Origin of the sequence: Zhihengliuella halotolerans (assembly GCF_004217565.1) — a bacterium.
Taxonomy (GTDB): Bacteria; Actinomycetota; Actinomycetes; order Actinomycetales; family Micrococcaceae; genus Zhihengliuella; species Zhihengliuella halotolerans.
On sequence record NZ_SHLA01000001.1, the window covers coordinates 287093 to 306423 of the forward strand.

At 70.7% G+C, this 19331-nt stretch carries 14 protein-coding genes and 2 tRNA genes; 14 read left to right on the forward strand and 2 right to left on the reverse strand.

Going from position 1 to position 19331, the window contains the following annotated elements; all coding sequences use genetic code 11:
• Window positions 1–66 precede the first annotated feature (66 nt).
• The 14 genes from EV380_RS01250 to EV380_RS01315 all read left to right on the forward strand — a co-directional run bounded on the left by EV380_RS01250 (window position 67) and on the right by EV380_RS01315 (window position 15666).
• The gene (locus EV380_RS01250) at window positions 67–1299 is read left to right on the forward strand and encodes a glycosyltransferase family protein (protein ID WP_130448806.1); all 1233 of its coding nucleotides are present in this window, start codon (window positions 67–69) and stop codon (window positions 1297–1299) included.
• A complete protein-coding gene (locus EV380_RS01255; RefSeq protein ID WP_130448808.1) occupies window positions 1286–3823 on the forward strand; it encodes a glycosyltransferase family 4 protein in 2538 nt (845 codons plus the stop codon). The genes EV380_RS01250 and EV380_RS01255 overlap by 14 nt, the downstream gene beginning before the upstream one ends.
• A complete protein-coding gene (locus tag EV380_RS01260) occupies window positions 3820–5646 on the forward strand; it encodes an ABC transporter ATP-binding protein (protein ID WP_130448810.1) in 1827 nt (608 codons plus the stop codon). Before EV380_RS01255 ends, EV380_RS01260 begins: the two co-directional genes overlap by 4 nt.
• Entirely contained in the window at window positions 5643–6941 is a 1299-nt protein-coding gene (locus tag EV380_RS01265) for a phosphotransferase (protein WP_130448812.1), read from the forward strand. Before EV380_RS01260 ends, EV380_RS01265 begins: the two co-directional genes overlap by 4 nt.
• The gene (locus tag EV380_RS01270; RefSeq protein WP_130448814.1) at window positions 6938–8002 is read left to right on the forward strand and encodes a phosphotransferase family protein; all 1065 of its coding nucleotides are present in this window, start codon (window positions 6938–6940) and stop codon (window positions 8000–8002) included. Before EV380_RS01265 ends, EV380_RS01270 begins: the two co-directional genes overlap by 4 nt.
• Window positions 8003–8198: 196 nt before the next feature.
• Window positions 8199–8270: transfer RNA gene (locus EV380_RS01275), tRNA-Thr, on the forward strand.
• Window positions 8271–8331: 61 nt separating this feature from the next.
• A tRNA-Met gene (locus EV380_RS01280) sits at window positions 8332–8405 on the forward strand.
• A gap of 285 nt (window positions 8406–8690) precedes the next feature.
• A complete protein-coding gene (locus EV380_RS01285; RefSeq protein WP_130448816.1) occupies window positions 8691–11234 on the forward strand; it encodes a rhamnogalacturonan lyase in 2544 nt (847 codons plus the stop codon).
• Between the two features lie 609 nt (window positions 11235–11843).
• Window positions 11844–13085 (forward strand): MinD/ParA family ATP-binding protein, encoded by a 1242-nt coding sequence (locus tag EV380_RS01290; RefSeq protein ID WP_130448818.1) that lies wholly within the window; start codon window positions 11844–11846, stop codon window positions 13083–13085.
• Between the two features lie 30 nt (window positions 13086–13115).
• Window positions 13116–13361: a hypothetical protein gene (locus EV380_RS01295; RefSeq protein WP_130448820.1), complete on the forward strand. Its 246-nt coding sequence runs from the start codon at window positions 13116–13118 to the stop codon at window positions 13359–13361.
• A gap of 29 nt (window positions 13362–13390) precedes the next feature.
• Window positions 13391–13837 (forward strand): FAS1-like dehydratase domain-containing protein, encoded by a 447-nt coding sequence (locus EV380_RS01300; protein WP_102158364.1) that lies wholly within the window; start codon window positions 13391–13393, stop codon window positions 13835–13837.
• 2 nt (window positions 13838–13839) lie between these two features.
• Complete coding sequence (locus tag EV380_RS01305; RefSeq protein ID WP_102158363.1) at window positions 13840–14292, forward strand: MaoC family dehydratase; 453 nt, start codon at window positions 13840–13842, stop codon at window positions 14290–14292.
• Window positions 14289–15362 carry a UDP-N-acetylmuramate dehydrogenase gene (locus EV380_RS01310; RefSeq protein ID WP_130448822.1) on the forward strand — a complete coding sequence of 358 codons (1074 nt, stop codon included), beginning with the start codon at window positions 14289–14291 and terminating at the stop codon, window positions 15360–15362. Before EV380_RS01305 ends, EV380_RS01310 begins: the two co-directional genes overlap by 4 nt.
• Window positions 15363–15453: 91 nt before the next feature.
• Window positions 15454–15666: a hypothetical protein gene (locus EV380_RS01315; RefSeq protein ID WP_242607461.1), complete on the forward strand. Its 213-nt coding sequence runs from the start codon at window positions 15454–15456 to the stop codon at window positions 15664–15666.
• 111 nt (window positions 15667–15777) lie between these two features.
• On the opposite strand, the gene EV380_RS01320 is transcribed toward EV380_RS01315, so the two are convergent.
• Entirely contained in the window at window positions 15778–17964 is a 2187-nt protein-coding gene (locus tag EV380_RS01320; RefSeq protein ID WP_130448824.1) for an HNH endonuclease signature motif containing protein, read from the reverse strand.
• Between the two features lie 208 nt (window positions 17965–18172).
• Window positions 18173–19291 (reverse strand): aspartate-semialdehyde dehydrogenase, encoded by a 1119-nt coding sequence (gene asd, locus EV380_RS01325; protein WP_130448826.1) that lies wholly within the window; start codon window positions 19289–19291, stop codon window positions 18173–18175.
• Window positions 19292–19331 lie beyond the last annotated feature (40 nt).

Here is a 19331-nt window from a genome sequence, read left to right on the forward strand (position 1 = left end):
GACCTCATGCTCCGCTCATCGAGGACCTGCACCATGGACCCCGGGGGAGGAAGAGGGGAGCAAACCATGGCCGCACCGGATCAGAGACCCGGCCTCAGGGTCGTCTTGTACTCGCACGATTCCGTCGGGCTCGGTCACACGAGGCGCAACCTCGCGATCGCCCACGCGCTTTCACGCGAACTGCCAGCCGTCACCGGGCATCGCGTGTCCGGCCTGCTGATCACGGGCGAACGGTCGGCGACGGGGTATCCGTGCCCCGCCGGCTGGGACTGGGTCGTGATGCCAGGCATCTCGAAGGACCCGGGCGGATACTCCCCGCGCACCCTGGACGTCGGCATGCCCCGGCTCATGGACGTGCGCTCCTCCGTCATCGACGGCGTGCTGCAGGCGTTCCGCCCGCACCTCGTGATCATCGACCGGCACGCGTTCGGGGTCGACGGCGAACTCGCCGGTCCGCTCGAACGCCTACGGCGCGACCGCCCCTCGTGCCGGCTCGTGCTGGGCCTGCGCGATGTCCTGGACGCGCCGGAGGTCGCGCAGCGCGAGTGGGGAGCCCTCGGCGTCGATCGGGTGGCGCGCCGCTTCGACGAGCTCTGGGTCTACGGCGACCCGGCGGTGCACGACCCCCTCGAAACCGGTGAACTTCCCCTCGAACTGGCCGATCGCGTCCGCTACACGGGCTTCCTCGCCCACGGCCGAGGCCCGGACCCGGCGGCGTCGTCGCCTCCGGCGTTCCTTGACCAGCCCTACGTCCTGACGATGGCCGGGGGCGGCGCGGACGGGTTCGCGCTCACCGCTGCGGCCGCCCGGGCCCCGGTCCCGGCGGGGCACCGGCACCTGATCGTCACCGGCCCGCAGATGCCCGCCGACCAGCGCGCCGACGTCCGGGCGCTCGCCGGCGCCGACGCCGAGGTCCTCGCCTCCGTACCGGACGGCCTCGCCTGCCTGCGCGGGGCCGCCGCCGCCGTCGTCATGGGCGGCTACAACACCGTCTGCGAGGCGCTCAGCACGACGACACCGACCCTCGTGGTTCCCCGCGAATCGCCCCGCGCCGAGCAGCTCATCCGGGCGTCGTCCCTGCACGCCCGCGGCGCCGTCGACCTGCTGCGCCAAAGCGAGGCCGGCCCCGCCGCTATCGGCGAGTGGCTGCGGAACGCCGTCGTCTCCGGGACGGGCTCGGCACGCACCCGCGCCGGCCGCCGGGGGCTCGACACGACCGGCCTGGACCGCGTCGTCGATTTCGCACGCCGACTCGCCACGAACGACAACCGTCAGGAGCTCAACCGTGTCATCGCCTGAGACAACTTCCACGCGCCGGACCGGGTACGTCGTCAAGGTCTACCCCCGGTTCTCCGAAACGTTCATCGTCACGGAGATCCTGGCCCGCGAGGCCGCCGGGGAGCAGCTGCGCATCTTCGCTCTGCGCCACACGACCGACACCCGATTCCATCCGGAGCTCGCCCGGGTGAAAGCACCCGTCGAGTTCGTGCCGCGCGCCGTGAAGGCCACCGAGGCGTGGCAGCAGATCGCGGAGGCGACGGCGACGATCGACGGTTTCGCCGAGCGCTTCGCCCGCCTGCTGCCCGAGCTTGCCACGCACGACGCCGGGGAGGTCCAGCAGGCGGTCGCGCTTGCCGTGATGGCCCGCCGGGCGTCCCTGACCCACCTGCACGCCCACTTCGGATCGATGTCCGGGCGCGTGAGCGAGATCGCCGCCGAGCTGGCCGGCATCACGTTCTCGGTCACGACGCACGCCAAGGACCTTTTCCACGAATCCGTCGATGCCGCCCGGCTCGAGCGGATGCTCGAACGCGCCCACCACATGGTCACCATCAGCCGCTTCAACCTGGACCACCTGCGCGCGACTTATCCGCACCTGGCGCACAAAGTCCACCTCCTCTACAACGGGCTGGAGTTGAGCCGCTTCCCCTACCGCGATCCGGCGGCCCCGGACGGCGTGCTGCGCGTCGCCGCCGTCGGGCGCCTGGTCGAGAAGAAGGGCTTCGCGCACCTGATCCGCGTCGCCGCCCGGCTACAGGGTGAGGGTCTGCGGATTCGGGTGCGCCTGGCCGGAGACGGCGAGCTCGCCGAAGAACTCGCCGCCCTCGTTGAGGACACGGCCGCTCCCGTGGAGCTGATGGGCGCGCGCACCCAGGACGAGGTGCGCGCGCTGCTCGACTGGGCCGACGTCTTCGCCGCTCCGTGCGTCGTGGGAGCCGACGGCAACGCCGACGGGCTGCCGACAGTGCTGCTGGAGGCCATGGCCATGGGTGTGCCGTGCGTGGCCACGGCGGTGACCGGCATCCCGGAGGCGATCTCCGACGGCGAGACGGGGCTGCTGCTCGCCCCCGGCGACGACGAGGCCCTCGCCGCCGCCCTGCGCTCCCTCGCCACGGACGCCGACCGGGTGGCGCTCGCCCGGTCCGCGCGGCGATTGATCGAGTCCCGGTTCGATTCCTCCCGCCAGGGCCGCGCGCTGGCCGGGCTCGAAGATCATCCGGCGCCCCGTGCTGCCGATGTGGACACCGCAGCCGTGGACTCCGCCGAGGAGACGGCCTCCGGCGCGCCGGCTGCCGGCGAACGGGCCCCGTCGCTCCGCCAAGACCTTGCCGGGCGGCGGGTCGCGTACGTCTGCGTCGATCCGGGCGTCCCGGTGTTCGGTTCGAAGGGCGCTTCCGTGCACGTGCAGGAGATCGTGCGCGCCTTTCGCCGCCGCGGCGCCGACGTTCGCATCTACTGCACCCGGACGTCGGGTGACCGGCGGCCTGGTGCAGCCGCGCCGCCGGACCTGGCGGACGTTCCCGTGACGGAGGCCGCCGTCGGCCGGGTCGCGGACACGGGGGAGCGCGAGCTCGCCCAGGGCGAGGCCGGCGCCGAGCTGGCCGCGGCGATCCGCCGGGACGGGGCGGACCTCGTCTACGAGCGCTACAGCCTCTTCAGCACGGTGCTCGCCACGCTCGCGGGGGACGGGGTGCCTGGCATTCTCGAGGTCAACGCTCCGCTGATCGACGAGCAGCGCACCCACCGCGAGCTCGAGCACGAGTCCCTGGCCCGCGAGGTCCTCACCCGGCAGGTCCGCGCCGCCCGCCGCACCGCGTGCGTCTCGGCCCCCGTCGCCGCATGGGTGCGGGAGAACGCGCCGGGCGCCGGCGACGTGGAGGTCGTCGCTAACGGGGTGGACACCGGGCGAATTCGGCCGGCCTCCGGGCGGGACGGCGACGGCCCGGTCGAGGCGGTCTTCGTGGGCACTCTGAAGCCGTGGCACGGCGTCGAGACCCTGATCGACGCCGTCGCGGCTTCGGCCGGCCACTGGCGCGTCAAGATCGTCGGCGACGGACCCCTGGCCGGCGCGCTGCGAGAGAGGGCCGCCGCCCACGGCGCCGCGGCTGCCGGGCGCATCCGCTTCACGGGGATGGTGCCGCCGGCGGCCATCGGGGCGGAACTGGCCGGGGCAGGAATCGCGGTCGCCCCGTACCCGGCTGCCGGCGCCGGGGAGTCGTACTTTTCGCCGCTGAAGATCTACGAGTACATGTCGGCCGGGCTGCCGGTCGTCGGGAGCCGGGTCGGACAAGTGCCGTCGATCGTCGACGACGGCGTCACGGGCCGCCTCGTCGAGCCGTCGGACCCTGCGGCGCTCGCCGCGGCGATTGACGCGCTGGCCGCGGACCCTGCGGTGCGTACCGCGCTGGGTCGCGCCGGGCGCGCCCGGGCCGTGGCCCGACACGACTGGTCGCGCGTGCTGGAGGCGCTGCTGGCGGGGGTCGACTTCCCCCGCCGGGAACTGCCCGCCGGCGCCGCCCTACTGCAGCGGGAGGACGTATGAAAAAGAAGAAATCACCCGAGAAGCTGCGGATCGGGCCGCTGCGCCGCACGCTGGGGATCCTCCGTCCGCACCTCGGCGGCCAGCGGCTGCTCATGAGCGGTGGCGTGACGGCGCTGTTGTTCGAGGTCGCCTTCCGCGTCGCCGAACCCTGGCCGGTCAAGTTCGTGATCGACTCCGTGACGGCGAGCCTGGGCGCCCGCGTCGACGGTGCCTGGTCGGCGTCGATCGGACTCCTCGTCGCCTGCGGGGCGGCCGTGCTCGTCATCGTCACCCTGCGCGCGCTCTCCAACTATCTGGCGACCGTCGCGTTCGCTCTCGCGGGCTCCCGCGTGGCCACGAAGCTGCGCCAGCACGTCTTCGCGCACGTGCAGTCCCTGCCGCGGGTGTATCACTCCCGCGCTCGTTCGGGGGACCTCGTCCAGCGCCTCGTCGGCGACGTCGGCAAACTGCAGGATGTCGCCGTTACTGCGGGCCTGCCGCTGCTGGCTAACACCGTCACGCTCGTCGCCATGGCGGTCGTCATGCTCTGGCTGGACCCCCTGCTGACCATCGTCGTCGTGCTGGCGACGATCGCCTACGCCATCTCCGCGACGGGCAGCTCCGCGCAGATCACGGACGCCTCGCGCAAGACCCGCAAAGGCGAGGGGCAGCTGGCGAACATCGCGGCGGAGAGCCTCGGCGCGATCGGCGTCGTCCAGGCCTACGGGCTGCAATCCGAGCTGGAGAGCCGGTTCGGGCGCAGCAACAAGAAGACGCTCAAGGACGGGGTCCTGGCCAGGCGGCTCGCCGCCGGTCTGGAACGCCGCACCGACGTCCTCGTCGGCACCGCAACGGCCATGGTCCTCTTCGCCGGCGGGTGGCGCGTGATGCAGGGCGGGATGACGCCGGGGGACCTCGTCATCTTCCTGACCTACCTGAAAACCACGATGAAGCCCCTGCGGGACATGGCCAAGTACACCGGCCGGATTGCCCGCGCGGCAGCCTCCGGGGAGCGCGTTGCCGATGTGCTCGACGTCGTTCCCGCCATCCGCGATGCCGACGGCGCACGTTCGATCGACCGGGCCGACGGCGCGATCGAGCTGCGCTCGGTCACCGCCGGCTACGACGACGGCGCGCGGGTCCTGCACGAGCTCTCGCTGAAGATCCCGGCCGGACAGCGGGTCGCGTTCGTCGGCCCCTCCGGGGCGGGAAAGTCGACGATCTCGCTGCTCGTCTCGCGGCTCATCGACCCCGAATCCGGGCAGGTGATGTTGGACGGGAACGACGTGCGCGAGCTGACGCTGGCCTCCCTCCGCGCCCAGATCGGGTTCGTGCCGCAGGAGTCCGTCCTCTTCACGGGGACCATTCGGGAGAACATCCGGTTCGGCCGGCTCGATGCGACCGACGTCGAGATCGAGGACGCGGCCCGGCGGGCGCAGGCCCACGGCTTCATCATGGGGTTCGACGACGGCTACGAGACAGAGATCGGCGAGCGGGGCGGAACGCTCTCCGGCGGACAGCGCCAGCGCATCGCGATCGCCCGGACGATGCTCCGCGGTGCGGCCGTCGTCGTGCTCGACGAAGCCACCGCCGGGCTCGATCCCGAGTCGGCGGCCGAGGTCCTGGCCGCCTTCGACGAGCTGACCGCGTCGACGACGACGATCAGCATCACCCACGACGCCGCGACGGCGCTCGCAGCCGACCGGGTGGTGTGGATCGAATCCGGCCGGATCCGGCTCGACGGGACGCCGGAGGAGCTGTTGCAGGACGAGGCCGGATTGTTCGCCACCTGGGTTCATCAGCAGTGGGACGACCCGCAGGTGCTGCTGGAGCGGGCGCGATGAGCGCGCGCCCCGCCGCTCCTCGCCTGCTGCCGGCCGCCGAGGTCCTCTTCGAAGCGGCGGACGGCGGGCACGAAGGACTGGACGCGCTGGCTGCCGCACTCGGCATCGGCTCCGGGCCCGTGCGCGCCGATCACCTGCGCTACAAACCGGACCGAACCGTGGTGGGCCGGCTCAACGCGGACGACGGCGCCCCGGTCGGCTGGGTTGCCGGCTTCGGTCCGGCGGCCGCCGACAAAGCCGCAGGGGCGTGGCGGCTCGGTGAGAAGCTGGGAATCGACCTCCCGGCGCTCGATCTCGGGGGCGGGCACCTCCTGATCGCGGGACCGGTCGGTGCCGACAAGAAGCTGCGCAGGCTCCTGCGCCGGACGCGCTCGGTGCGTGCAGACGGTTCTGTGCGCGGCGAGATCCTCAACTTCAACCCGGGACGCCGGCTCGTGGTGCGCCGGCGCGGCCCCGTGGAGGACGTCGCAATCTCCGGACCGGACGGCGACGTCGTCGTCAAGCTGTCGCACCGGGCCTACGGGCACATCGAAGATCTGACCTCCGCGCTCCGAGCGTGCGGCGTGCCAGCGCTGCAGCCGCACCCGATGGCCGGCGCCCAGGACCACGGTCTCGTGTTCGAGCACTACGGGACCGGGGACCTCTCCGCCGGCGGCACCGCAGACGAGTTCGAGCAAGCGGGCCACCTGCTGCGGCGCTGGCACGCGGCCGGGGCATCCGTCGCCGCGGTGACCGCACTGCCGCGCCTCGACGCTTCGGCGCGGTTGCGGGCGGTCGTGTCAGGGATCGAGGGGATCCTGCCGGAGGCGGCCGACCGGGCGCGCCGGGTCGCGGCCGACCTGAACGAGGCGCTCGCGGCGGCGGGAGGCGCCGACGTGCCCGTGCACGGGGACTATTCTGCCGATCAGCTGCTGCGCGGTCCGGCCGGGTTGCGCATCATCGACGCCGACCGCGCCGCCTGGGGCCCTCCCGGCTGGGACCTCGGCTGCTTCGCGGCGGCGGAGCTGCTCGCGGTCGCCGACGGCCGGCCCCGGCGGCTCGACGGGACGGAGAACATGTTGCACGGGTACGGCGGCGTCGAATCGGTGCCGGCGTTCGTCGGCGCCCACGTGCTACTGCGCGCGCTCGAGCCCTTCCGGGCCGCCGACCCGCGTTGGGCGGAGAGGGTGTCCGGCCGCCTGGCGTTGGCCGAGCGGCTGGCGGCGGCCCCCGCGGCAGGAGGCCCGGCGGCCCTGACCGACGCGATGACGGCGGCGCACGCGGGCCCGGCCCACTCGTTGCGGGGGAAGCCGTGACCGGCACTGCCGGTTCCCACCGGCAGACGCCCGTGCCGGAGTACGCCGGCGGGTTGCGCATCGGGCGCGCCTGGCCGCGCCCGGACGGGACGCAGGACGTCGAGGGGTACGACGGCGCCGGCCGCCTGCGCGCCGGGACCTGGCACGGCGCGCAGACCCGGCTCGAGCTGCTCGATTTCGGCCGGGACGCCGCGTTGCCGGGCCTGACCGACGTGCTGGTGCCCGGGGCCGAGTTGCTTGTGCACCGGGCCGGGCGCCGCGCCGTCGTGCGCTCGGGGGACCGCTACGTCAAGGTGCTGCGCCGGCGCCGCGCCGCCGGCGTCGCCGCGGCGTCGACCCGGCTGGGCGACGTCGTGCGCGCAGCCGGCGGCGCGAGCGCCACGGTGCTGGAAACCCGGAGCGAGACCGTCGTGTTCGACACCGTGCCGGGCCTGCCGCTGCGCAGCCTGGCCGCGACCGAGGACCTGAGCCGGTGGCGCGAGGCGTGGGACGCCTTCGCTGACACGTGGGCGCGCATCGCGGGTCGGACGCCCGCGGGCGGGCACGTGGGCGGGCCCGCTCTGGCGAGGCATGACGCGCAGGCCGAGGCCGACGTCGTGCTCACCTGGGCCGGCCACCTGCGCCAGCACGATCCACTCCGGCTCGGGGTCGGCGGCCTTGAACTCTTCGACCGCCGGGCGCGGCTGGTCACGCGTGAGCTGCTCGCCGGCGATGACCGCCTGGTTCTCGCCCACCGCGACCTGCACGACGAGCAGGTGCTCTACGATCCGGCGCTGGGCCGGATCGGCCTGCTGGACTTCGACACGGCGGCCCTCGCGGAGCCTGCCCTGGACCTGGGCAACTTGCTGGCGCACCTCGACCTGCGCCACGATCAGGGGCTCATCGGTGCGTCCGCCCGCGATGCGGCGCGCGAGATCCTGCTGAGGCTGGCCGGTCGCTGCGGGGTACCCCCGGCGCGGCTCGCCGCTTACGAGGCCGCCAGCCGGGTCCGGCTCATCGGCGTCTACGCGTTTCGCCCGCGGTGGCGGGGGCTCGCAAGGGACTGGCTCCGCGACGGGTGAGGCGCGAGTGACAAGCGCCTCACTCCGGATTTCGTCCAGGCCCGGGGGCGGGCCTCGGGCCGGTGGGAAAACCGGACCCGGGTGAATGCCTGCATCCCCGCGACGACGGGGATGCAGGCGATTCTCCGCGGCCGAGGAAGAGGGGAATCGCTCGATTTTGCGCGGGCCCACCTCGCTGGTAAAGTATTTCTCCGTTGCCCCCCTAGCTCAGTGGTAGAGCGCGTTCTTGGTAAGAACGAGGTCACGGGATCGATTCCCGTGGGGGGCTCTGAATGGAAGCCCGCGTCTGTGTCATGCAAACTGGCGCAGTCGCGGGCGTTTCCATTCGTGGCGGCGTAGCTCAGCTGGTTAGAGCGCACGACTCATAATCGTGAGGTCCCGGGATCGAGTCCCGGCGCCGCTACCGACGAAAGGCCCGGAATCCGCGAGGATTCCGGGCCTTCTTTCGTTCCCGCGAACAGTGGTTACGTGCAGCCATTCGTGCAGTCATCCGGGCCAAGCCGCGCCGCTCCACTGCCGTCCGCCGCGCCGGGCCCGGAGCCCCGAGGCGTCCGACCGATCGCATGATGCGATTCGGGCATGAGTGCGCAGACCCGTTGACTCGCTGCTGTGATCTGGATTACGTTCGAACCTGGAAAGCGCAATCCCACACTCATGAAAACTCGACCGCCGAGGGGCGTCCCATAAAATGAATCGATTCAAATATTCTCTGCGAGGCACGATGGCTGCCCTGGCGATCGGCTGCTTGGCTGTCGGGCCAGCGCTGCCCGCCGCCGCCGCGCCCTCGGCGGCGGAACGCATCGAGCCGCTGGCCCTCGCCGGAACCCAGCTCGAAGACCTCGACCGCGGGCTCGTCGCCGTCGCCGTGGAAGACCAGGTCTTCCTCAGCTGGCGGCTGCTCGCCTCGGAGACGCGCGGTGCGTCGGCGAACGGCATGACGGGGGCCGGCTTCGTCGTCTACCGGGACGGCGAGCCCATCGCCGCCGTCGACGACAGCACTAACTACGCCGACCCCGATGGCACCGAGGACAGCAGCTACGCGGTCGCCCCGGTCGTGAACGGCGTCGAACTGGCCCCTGGGCCCGAGACCACCGTGTGGGGCGAGGGCTTCCACGACCTTCCACTGCGCAAGCCCGCGGACGGTGTCACGCCGGCGGGCGAGGCGTTCACGTACGCGGCGAACGACGTCTCGGTCGGCGACGTCACCGGCGACGGCGCCTACGAATACGTCGTCAAGTGGGATCCGTCCAACTCCAAGGACGTCTCGCAGAAGGGCTACACGGGCAACACCTACCTCGACACCTACACCCTCGATGGCACGCTGCTGAACCGGATCGACCTGGGCGTCAACATCCGTTCCGGCGCGCACTACACCCAGTTCCTGGTCCAGGACTTCGACGGCGACGGCCGCAGCGAGATCATGGTCAAGACCGCGCCCGGCACCAGCTCCACTGAGTACGACGACGGCGTGGCCGGCACGACGTCGCACATCACCCTGCCCGCCGCGGACGTGGACGCCGGCGTCAGTCACGGCGATGACTATCGGATGAGCGCGGCGGACTACCGCGAGCACCTGATCTCCATGTTCGCCGGGTGGGACGAGCACCCCGAGGTGGCCGCCGGGAATTGGCCCGCCACGATCGAGGAGGCCCTCGGCATCGAGCCGCGCCACGACTACCCGCTGACCGCGGCCGCGGCGACGGACCTGGCGGACTACTTCATCGACGAGTACGCACCGAGCCGCAGCGACCGCAACGACCTGACGACCTTCGAGGGCTTCGTCGTCTCCGGGCCGGAGTACCTGACGGTCTTCGACGGCGAGAGCGGCGCAGAACTCGACACGGTCGACTACGACCCGGGCCGCGGGGACGACGGGCTGCTCTGGGGCGACTACGCGATGAGCCGGATCGAACCCGGCAACCGCGTCGACCGGTTCCTCGCCACCACCGCGTACCTGGACGGCGAGAAGCCGTCGGCGGTGTTCGCCCGCGGCTACTACACGCGCACCGCACTCGCCGCCTACGACTTCGACGGTCAACGGCTCACGCAGCGGTGGATCGCGGACAGCGGGCACGTGCCCATGGACAATCCCTTCGACGCGGCTCCGCACGGCGGCGACGGTTCCGACCCGGTGTTCGGCGAGATCGCCTCCCAGGGCTTCCATTCGATGATGCCGGCGGACCTCGACGGCGACGGCCGCCAGGAAATCTTCTACGGCGGGGCCGCCCTCGACGACGACGGCAGCGTCCTCTACAGCACCACGGATGTTCTGCCGGAGGGCAGCGCGGCGCCCGGCGAGACCGCCAAGCTCGGCCACGGGGACGCGATGCACGTCGGCGACCTGGATCCCGACCGCGACGGCCTCGAGGCCTGGACGGTCCATGAAGGCGGCGCATGGGCGCCGTACGGCTCGGTCATGCGCGACGCCGCGACGGGCGAGGTGCTCTTCGGTGCCTACTCCGGCCGCGACACGGGCCGCGGCATGGTCGGCGACGTCGATCCCGAGGTGCCCGGCCTCGAGGCCTGGGCCTCCATGCCGGACGGCACCGATGCCTCCGGTCTGCTCTCGGTCAAAGGCGAGCGCCTCGGCGCGGCGACCCCGGGGACGAACGCATCGATCCGCTGGGCCGCGGACGGCACCACGCAGATCGTCGGGCGCGACGGCGCCAATCAGCCGGGGATCGAGGATTGGAAGCACGGCACGCTGTTGACCGGTGAAGGGGCCCGGACCAACAACGGCACCAAGGGCAATCCGTCACTCGTCGCCGACGTCCTCGGTGACTGGCGCGAGGAACTGCTCGTGCCCACCGCCGATTCCTCCGCGCTGCGCTTCTACCTGAGCACCGAGGTCACCGGGCACAAGCTGCCGACGCTCATGCATGACCCCCAGTACCGCTCGCAGGTCTCGGCGCAGCAGACGTCGTACAACCAGCCGGCCTACCCGGGTTTCTACCTCGCCAGTGACATCGACTACGACGCCGTCCCGATTCTGACCCGTTCGGCCGTTCCGGCGGCGCCCCGCGCCCTGGACCGTCCGGGTGACGCGCGTGACGAGGTCAAGGTCAAGGCGTCCGATCCGGCCTTCACCTACTACGTCGACGGCGAAGAGGTCACCGCGCGTAACGGCAAGGCCGTGTTCGTCGGCGATGCCGTCGTCGTGGCGGTGCCGAACCCGGGCTACCGTGTCGAGGCGGGCGCGCAGACCCGCTGGGAGGTGCGTTCGGCCCGATAGTCATCCAGATGGCGCGATTCGACTGCAATTTTGGCCCAGAATGCACTTTCATGTTACCGGTCGGTGAATTGTTGCCTGTACCCCTCCCACCTGCGTGTTTGTGCTGCAACGATGAAGTATCCGCCACACCGGCGGCACTCCACCGGGCGATCTTCGCCCTTTGCGAAAGGACATGATCCATGGCTGAACTTCTGGCTCTCCTCAACGGTCTCCTCGGGACGGTTTCCGGTCTCCTCGACAGCCTGCTGGCGGCATTGCCGCTTTAGGGTGGACGCCGGCAGAGGCGCCTCGCGACCCAGGTCGCGGGGCGCCTCTGCGTCTCCCGGCGAGACGCCCAGGCCCCGGGTGCCTCGACATCATCGGCGTCCCTGACGAGTGCCTGGCGAGCAAGACCGTCAAGGTAGGCTGACTTATAAGCTTGGGGGAGTGGAAGAACTCGAGTCGGCAGAAAGGACGGCCGTGGCAGAGGCGGACCCGAATTACCAGACGCGCGCTGAGCTCCGCCGAGCCCGGCAGCGTGCCGTGGACGCGGCTGAGCAACGCGACGCGTCGCAAGAGAACACAGGACAAGGCAAGGCCACGGGGGAAACGGCAGCCGACGCTGAGAACATGACAGAGGAGCCCATCATCTCCGCAATACCCGCCCCCCGACCACAGTCCGAGCCGGCCAAGCAGTCGGCCTCGCGGCCACTTGCCGCGAAGCGCGATATCGAGGCGTTCCTGCTCGACGACCTGGCGATGCCCGAGGACGAGAAGACGGCCGCGACGGAGACGTCCCCCAACGGGGCGCGGCCGAAAGCCGCCTCCGCGAAGAGCACTCCGTTGCAGGGCGAGGCGTCGCCTGAGTCCGCCGCTCCGGCCCCGGCCGGTTCCGCCGCCGACGCCCTGCGCTCGTTCCAGTCGAGTCCGGCGAGAGCGGTCGACGACGACCGCCCCACGTTTCTGCGTGATGCCGACCACGGCGACGTCCCGGCGCAGCAGGGCTTCCGCGGCTTCCTGAACCGGATCGGCTTCTCCCTCGAACCGACCGGCGAGGAACGGCGCGACCGCCAGTGGCGCGCCCAGGTGGGCCGCCGGGTGAGCCGACCCAAGACGGTCTCCATCGTCAACGGCAAGGGCGGTGCCAACAAAACGCCGACCACCGTCCTTCTCGCCTCCGTTTTCGGACGGAATTCGAGCCAGTCGGTCCTCGCCTGGGACAACAACGGCACGCGCGGGACGCTCGGCTGGCGCACCACGGGTGACGAGCACAAGTCGCACGTCATGAACCTGCTCGACGACGCTGACGAACTTCTCGGCTCCAAGCCGACCGAGCGCAGCATCGACGGCTACGTGCACTACCAGCCGTCGGACCGCTTCAGCGTGCTGCGCACCGAGCCGACGCTCCTGGCGGCCGAGCAGTCCGTGGCCAGCGACGACTTCGATGCGCTGCACTCCGTGGTCTCGCGCTACTTCCAGATCACCTTCGTCGACTCCGGCAACGACGAGTCCGCCGAGCGCTGGCTGCGCATGATCGACCACACCGACCAGCTCGTGATCGCCTCGACCACCGTCGAGGAGCACGCGGAGGCCGGCGCACTCCTGCTGGAGGCGCTCACCAACCGCGGCGGCCGGTACGCGGAGTTGGCACGCAACGCCGTCGTCATCGTCTCCGAGCCGTCGCCGAGCCCGAAGCCCGGTCAGCTGAACCGGATCACGCGCGGGTTCGAGCACCTGGCCCGCGCGGTCGTCGCGGTCCCGTACGACGCGCACCTCGTGAAGGGGCAGATCAAGTTCGAGGCGCTGAAGCCGGCGACCAAGCACGCCTGGCTGCGTGCCGCCGCCGCGGTGTCCGACGGCATCGCCAACTAACGCGGGCGCCGCGCCGATAGACTAGGGCACATGCTTTCGATTCCCTGGGACGCGCTGTCCCCGCTCTACAAGCTCATTGTCGGCATCTCGATGGGGGTCTCGGCGATTGGCATCGTGCTGGCCATCGTCGGCGCGAACACCGGGACGATGCCGCTGCTCTACACGGCGGTCGGCATCATCATCGTCGGCGTGCTGCTGCACGTCGGCGGCCTCGTGGTGAGGGGCCGCGACGCGAGGGCGTACCGTTTGGCGCAAGAGAATTCGCCGCGCCGCTGAGCGTGGGAGATCAACCGCAAAGGAAGACCATGAGCATCAACCCCGCCCTCGCCGGGCGCGTCTATCCGGCCGGTGACCCGTACGTCGTCGGACGCGAGAAGATCCGCGAGTTCGCCGCCGCCGTCAAGGCGACGAACACCGCGCACTTCGACGTCGAAGCGGCCGGCGCGCTCGGCTACGCCGACGTCGTCGCACCGCCCACGTTCGCCGTCCTGATCGCGCAGCGGGCCGATGCCCAGCTCATTGCGGACCCGGACTCCGGCATCGACTTTTCGCGCGTCGTGCACGCCGACCAGCGTTTCACCCACCACCGCCCGATCGTCGCCGGCGACGAGCTCGTCACGGAGCTGCACGTCGACACCGTGCGCGCGATGGGCGGCGGCGCCATGATCACCACACGCGCCGAAATCTCCACCACCGGCGGCCGGCACGTGGCCACGTCCGTCTCGTCCCTGCTGGTCCGCGGAGAGGAATAACCATGAGCATCGATTTCGATTCCCTGTCCGTCGGCGACGCCATCGGCGAGACCACCGTCACCGTCAACCGCGCGGACCTGGTCCGCTACGCGGGTGCCTCGGGCGACTTCAACCCGATCCACTGGAACGAGCGCTTCGCCAGCGAGGTTGGACTGCCCGGCGTCATCGCACACGGCATGTTCACCATGGGCTCCGCTGTGCAGCTCGTGACCGACTGGGTCGGCGACCCGGGCGCCGTCGTCGACTATCAGACGCGCTTCACCAAGCCCGTCGTCGTCGAGGACGTCGCGGGAGTCTCGCCGACGGACGCTCCCGGGACCGAGGTCTCGGTCGCCGGCAAGATCGGCGCCAAGGACGACGACGCCCGCACCGTGCGCGTCGACCTCACTGTCTCCGCCGCAGGGCAGAAGGTCCTCGTCAAGTCGCAGGCCGTCGTCCGGTTCCAGCGCCCATGAGGTTGGCCGACCTGACGTCGACCGCGGTCGGCGGCGACGCCGCACACTACGTCGAGGCAACCACCGAGCGTGAACTGATCGACGCGGTGACGGCCGCCGACGACGCGGGTGAAGACCTACTGCTGGTCGCCGGGGGCTCGAACCTCGTCGTCGCCGATTCCGGATTTCACGGAACGGTGATCCGGGTCGCCACCCGCGGCAGCAGCCTCGAGGATCTGTCCTCGTGCTCCGGCGGGATGATCTCGGTCGAAGCCGGCCAGAACTGGGACGAATTCGTCGCTGAGAGTCTCGACGGCGGGTTTGTCGGTCTCGAGGCGCTCTCCGGAATCCCCGGGTCGGCCGGGGCGACCCCCGTGCAGAACGTCGGCGCCTACGGCACGGACGTCTCACACACGATCGCGCGCGTGCGCACGTGGGACCGGACGACGCGCCAGATCGTCTCCTTCGCAAACGCGGATCTCGGCTTCGGCTACCGTGACTCGATCCTTAAACAGTCCACGCGCAACGGTTCACCCCGCTACGTCGTGCTCCAGGTGGTGTTCCAGCTCAAGCAGGGCACGCTCGGCATGCCGATCGCCTACGGCGAGCTCGCCAAGGCCCTCGGGACGGAGACCGGTTCACGGGTCGCCGCCCGGCAGGTCCGCTCCGCCGTCCTGTCCCTGCGCGCCGGCAAGGGCATGGTGCTGGACGCCGACGATCGGGATACCTACTCGACGGGGTCGTTCTTCACGAACCCCGTCATCGACGAGTCGCTGGCGGCCACCCTGCCCGACGCTGCGCCGCGGTACCCGGTCGCCACGGGGTCGGGGGAGCGGGTCAAGCTTTCGGCCGCGTGGCTCATCGAGCACGCCGGTTTTGGCAAGGGGTTCGGGCTCGAGGGTATGGATGGCTACGAGCTGACCGGCGGTCGGGCGGCCTTGTCGACGAAGCACACGCTGGCGATCACTAACCGCGGGGACGCCACCGCCGCGGACGTGCTCGCGATCGCCCGGGCCGTGCGCGACGGCGTCGCCGAGAAGTATGGAATCACGCTGCACAACGAGCCGCTGCTCATCGACTGCACGCTCTAGTTCTGGAGCGCGAGCCGGCACGAAGGTGACGGTTCGGCCACAGGCGCTGGAAGTGCTGGACAGTGTTCTGACCGGGGAGCATGATGGATTCATGGGCAAGCACATGGGAAACGTAGAGCACGAGACGAGCCTTGAGCACGCCATGGAGATGGCCGACGGTAACCTCAAGGAGGCCAAGCGCCTCCTGGACAAGGCTCGGGCATACTACGAGGCCGGGGACATCGACGAGGAGCGCCTGAAGTCGATCGAGCGCCTCTACGAGCTCGCGTCCGAGGACGCCCAGCGCACCCACCACGAGGTGTGACCGGCGGCTGCTCGGCGTAACGCGCACTCGTGAAGGCCCGGCGTCCGTGACGGACGCCGAGCCTTCGTCGCGTGCGGATGAGAGTGCCTCGCTGCGGTCGATTCGGTGTTCTCACCCCTTGTCCGTGTCGGCGCCTGCTTCGTCGATGGCGTCGGCCGCGGCGGAGTTCTTCGCGTTCCAGCCGAGCCAGGCGGGGTATTTGGCCGCGTTGGCGGCGTCGCGGTGGAATTCCCGGCGTTCCTCGGGCGCGTAGCCGAGGTGGGTCATGGCGCGGGCCTGACCGGGCGTGGTCCGGTCTGCAATGGTCCCGTCAGGGGCGTCGAGCGTCAGGTGCCGCCGCTTGCCACCGCGCTGGCGTCGGAGGTCGCGGAGTTTGTTCACGCGGCGCAGCTCACGGTTCTTGACGGCGGGCGGCCTGTTGATGACGGTGTGGCCCGTCGCGCGGCGGTTGACCCATTCGAGGTGTCGGCCCAGCTCGCGCAGGAGCGCGGATTCAACGGGCCCGAGGGCGTGCCGGCTGGTGTTGGGATTGGTGTCGCCGAGCGGTCTGGCCTGGGTGTCCCAGGGCGCGTCGGCGGTGCCGGCGCGTTCCTGATCCCACCACGTCGTGGCGCGCACGGTGCCGTCGGTATCGAGGCTGAGCCGGAGAAGGCCCCACGACTTGAGCCGGTGGCAGCGTTTGCAGATGCTCACGAGGTTGTTCAGGCTCGTGGCGCCGCCGTGCTGGCGTTCGACGACGTGATCGGGTTCGCAAGCGGTCGCGCGCCGGCCGCACCCGGGTACCCGGCAGGTCCTGTCTCGTAGGGCGAGGGCACGTCGCATGGCGGCGGTGGGCCTGTACTGATTGGTGTCGATTGCGGTCATGGCCCCCGTCCACGGATCGGTGACGATCCGGGTCCAGGTCTTCGCCTGCGGCAGGATGGCTGCCAGGTCGGCGGGGTCGAACGCGCCGAGTACCTCGGTTTCGGGGGCGACGGCCCCGGCCGGCAGACGCAACCCATTGAGCCGTTCGTCTGCGTCTTGTGCGGCGGAGGTCGGCACCTCATCGGTGCCGGTGGATCCGGTACCGGTTGCTGGGTGTACGCGGAATACGGACCGCGGCGCCGGCGCGAGCGGCGCCAAGTTCGGGAAGACGGTGGCAGGGATGGTGACGGCCACGGTGGGAACGACGTTCTCGAGGCCGGAGCCGTCGGGTCCGGCGAGCAGGAGTTCGACGAGGGCATCGGCCCGAGTCTGGGCGCGGGTGCGGTCCGTCCCGGTGTCGGCCTCGCCGGCTGTCCCGTCGGCGTTCTGGCCGGAGACGGGCGCTTTGGCCGGGTAGCGCTCGGCGATGGCCGCGTCGATGCGGCGGTCGGTGTGCAGGGTCGCCAGTTCGGTGAGCCGGTTCTCGATGGCCTCTCCGGCGAGGGCCGGCAGGTAGGCGGAGAGATGGCACATCCCGTTCTCGGCGGTCGTGATGCGGACGTTGCGCTTCTTGCGCGCGGCGGCGTACCGGTCTGAGGCGCTGGTCCCCAGCAGACGATTGAGTATGCGGGTGCCGGAGCGCTTGACGGAGCCTGGGGTCCGCCCGGGAGCGGCCTCGAGAAGGGAAGCGCCCAGGTCCTGGCGGCGGGCCCGGCAGCCGAGTTCGGCGTCCATGACGTTCTGGTCGTACGTGGCCGCGTCCACGGGATCGTCGGTCAGCGGGGGATCAACCCGTTCGGGCTCGATCTTGCGGCACAGGTCGATCATGGTTTGGGCGTGCGCGAGACCAATGCGGCCGGAGGCGAGGGCGTCGACGATCTCGTGCGCGTCATCGTGGGCGACGCGGGCACGTTCGACGTCGCGAGTGGCCGTCTGCAGGGTGCAGTCGCGGGCGACGGCGACATGCTGGGCGGTGACCTGCAGGCTCGCGCGCTCTCGGAGCTGGCCGGTCCGCACCGAGATCTCCATGCCGTCGGAGATGGTCGTGAGTGCTTCGAGGTGGGCGGGCACCTCGCGTTGAGCCTGAGCCTCGAGGCCGGCGATGGCCTCGTGCCCGCAGGCTGCGGCGAAACGGTGCAGGTCTTCGGAGAAGGCCAGCAATGTTGCGGGTTCGAGCTGCTTGATCAGGCTCGAGAGCGCGTTGACGCCGTCCCGGTCCTCGCTGTCGGCGGGCGCGGACCCGCGTGCCTGCCTGACTCGATTGTAGGCCGGGGCGACTGCGGCGGCGAGGAGGTTCTGCCAGGCTTCGAAGCGGCGCAGTTCAGCACGAAGAACCGGGGAGGCCGGTTCGGCCTGAGCCCGCAGCTCCTCGTGCGGTTCCGGCGCCTGCGTCATCTTCCAATTATAGAAGAATGTTTCGATTGATGAAAGGTGTCCATGGTTAATAATTGCGATTATCTCTGCCGAAGCCGAAGCCGGCGGAGCCCGAGCCCGGGTACAGCGACGGCCCGGCGTTCGTCGTGGACACCGGGCCGCCGTCAGAGAGCGATCGTCGCGAGCCTGCCGAAGCGGTTCGCTCCGAGTCCGCTGCGGACCGCGTCGTTCAGAGCTTTCCGAGCGCGATGGCCAGCATACGGCGCAGCGGTTCAGCGGCGCCCCACAGCAGCTGGTCGCCGACGGTGAACGCGGAGATGTACTCGCCGCCCATCTCCAGCTTGCGGATGCGACCGACCGGGATCTCGAGGCTGCCCGAGGCGGCGACAGGGGTCAGGTCCGCCATGGTGGCCTCCTTGGCGTTGGGAACGACCTTCGCCCACTCGTTGTCCGCGTCGAGGAGGCGCTCGATCTCCTCGACCGGGAGGTCCTCGGTGAGCTTGATCGTCAGCGCCTGCGAGTGGGACCGCATCGCGCCGATGCGCACGCAGAGACCGTCCATCTGGATGCGGTTCGACTCGTCGCGGCCGAGGATCTTGTTGGTCTCCGCACCGGCCTTCCATTCCTCCTTGGACTGCCCGTTGCCCAGATCGGCGTCGATCCACGGGATCAGCGAACCGCCCAGCGGCACGCCGAACTGGGTCGTGTCGAGTCCGTTGCGCTGGCTCTCGAGCACCTTGCGGTCGATATCGAGGATCGCTGCGGCGGGATCGGCAAGCTCCGCGGAGACGGCGGAGTTGATGTCGCCGAACTGCGTGAGAAGCTCGCGCATGTGGCGGGCGCCGCCGCCGGAGGCGGCCTGGTAGGTCATCGCGGTGGCCCACTCGACGAGGCCGTTGCGGAAGAGCCCGCCCAGACCCATGAGCATGCAGGAGACCGTGCAGTTGCCGCCGACGAAGTCCTTGACGCCGGCGGCGAGACCGCGGTCGATGACGTCGCGGTTCACCGGGTCGAGCACGATGATCGAGTCGTCGTTCATGCGCAGCGTGGATGCGGCGTCGATCCAGAGCCCGTCCCACCCGCGGGCGCGCAGATCGGAGTGCACGGCCTTGGTGTAGTCGCCGCCCTGGGCGGTGACGATGATGGGCAGCTTGGCGAGCGCATCGAGATCGTGCGCGTCCTGGAGGGGGCCCGCCCCAGACGCGAACGACGGCGCGGCGCCGCCCGGATTGGAGGTCGAGAAGAACACCGGGTCGATGTCCGCGAAGTCGTTCTCGTCCAGCATGCGCTGCATCAGGACGGAACCGACCATGCCGCGGTAACCGACAAAACCAACGGAAGAAGTCATGAGTCCATGGTAGGGCCCAGGCCCCGTTTCGTCCCGGGTC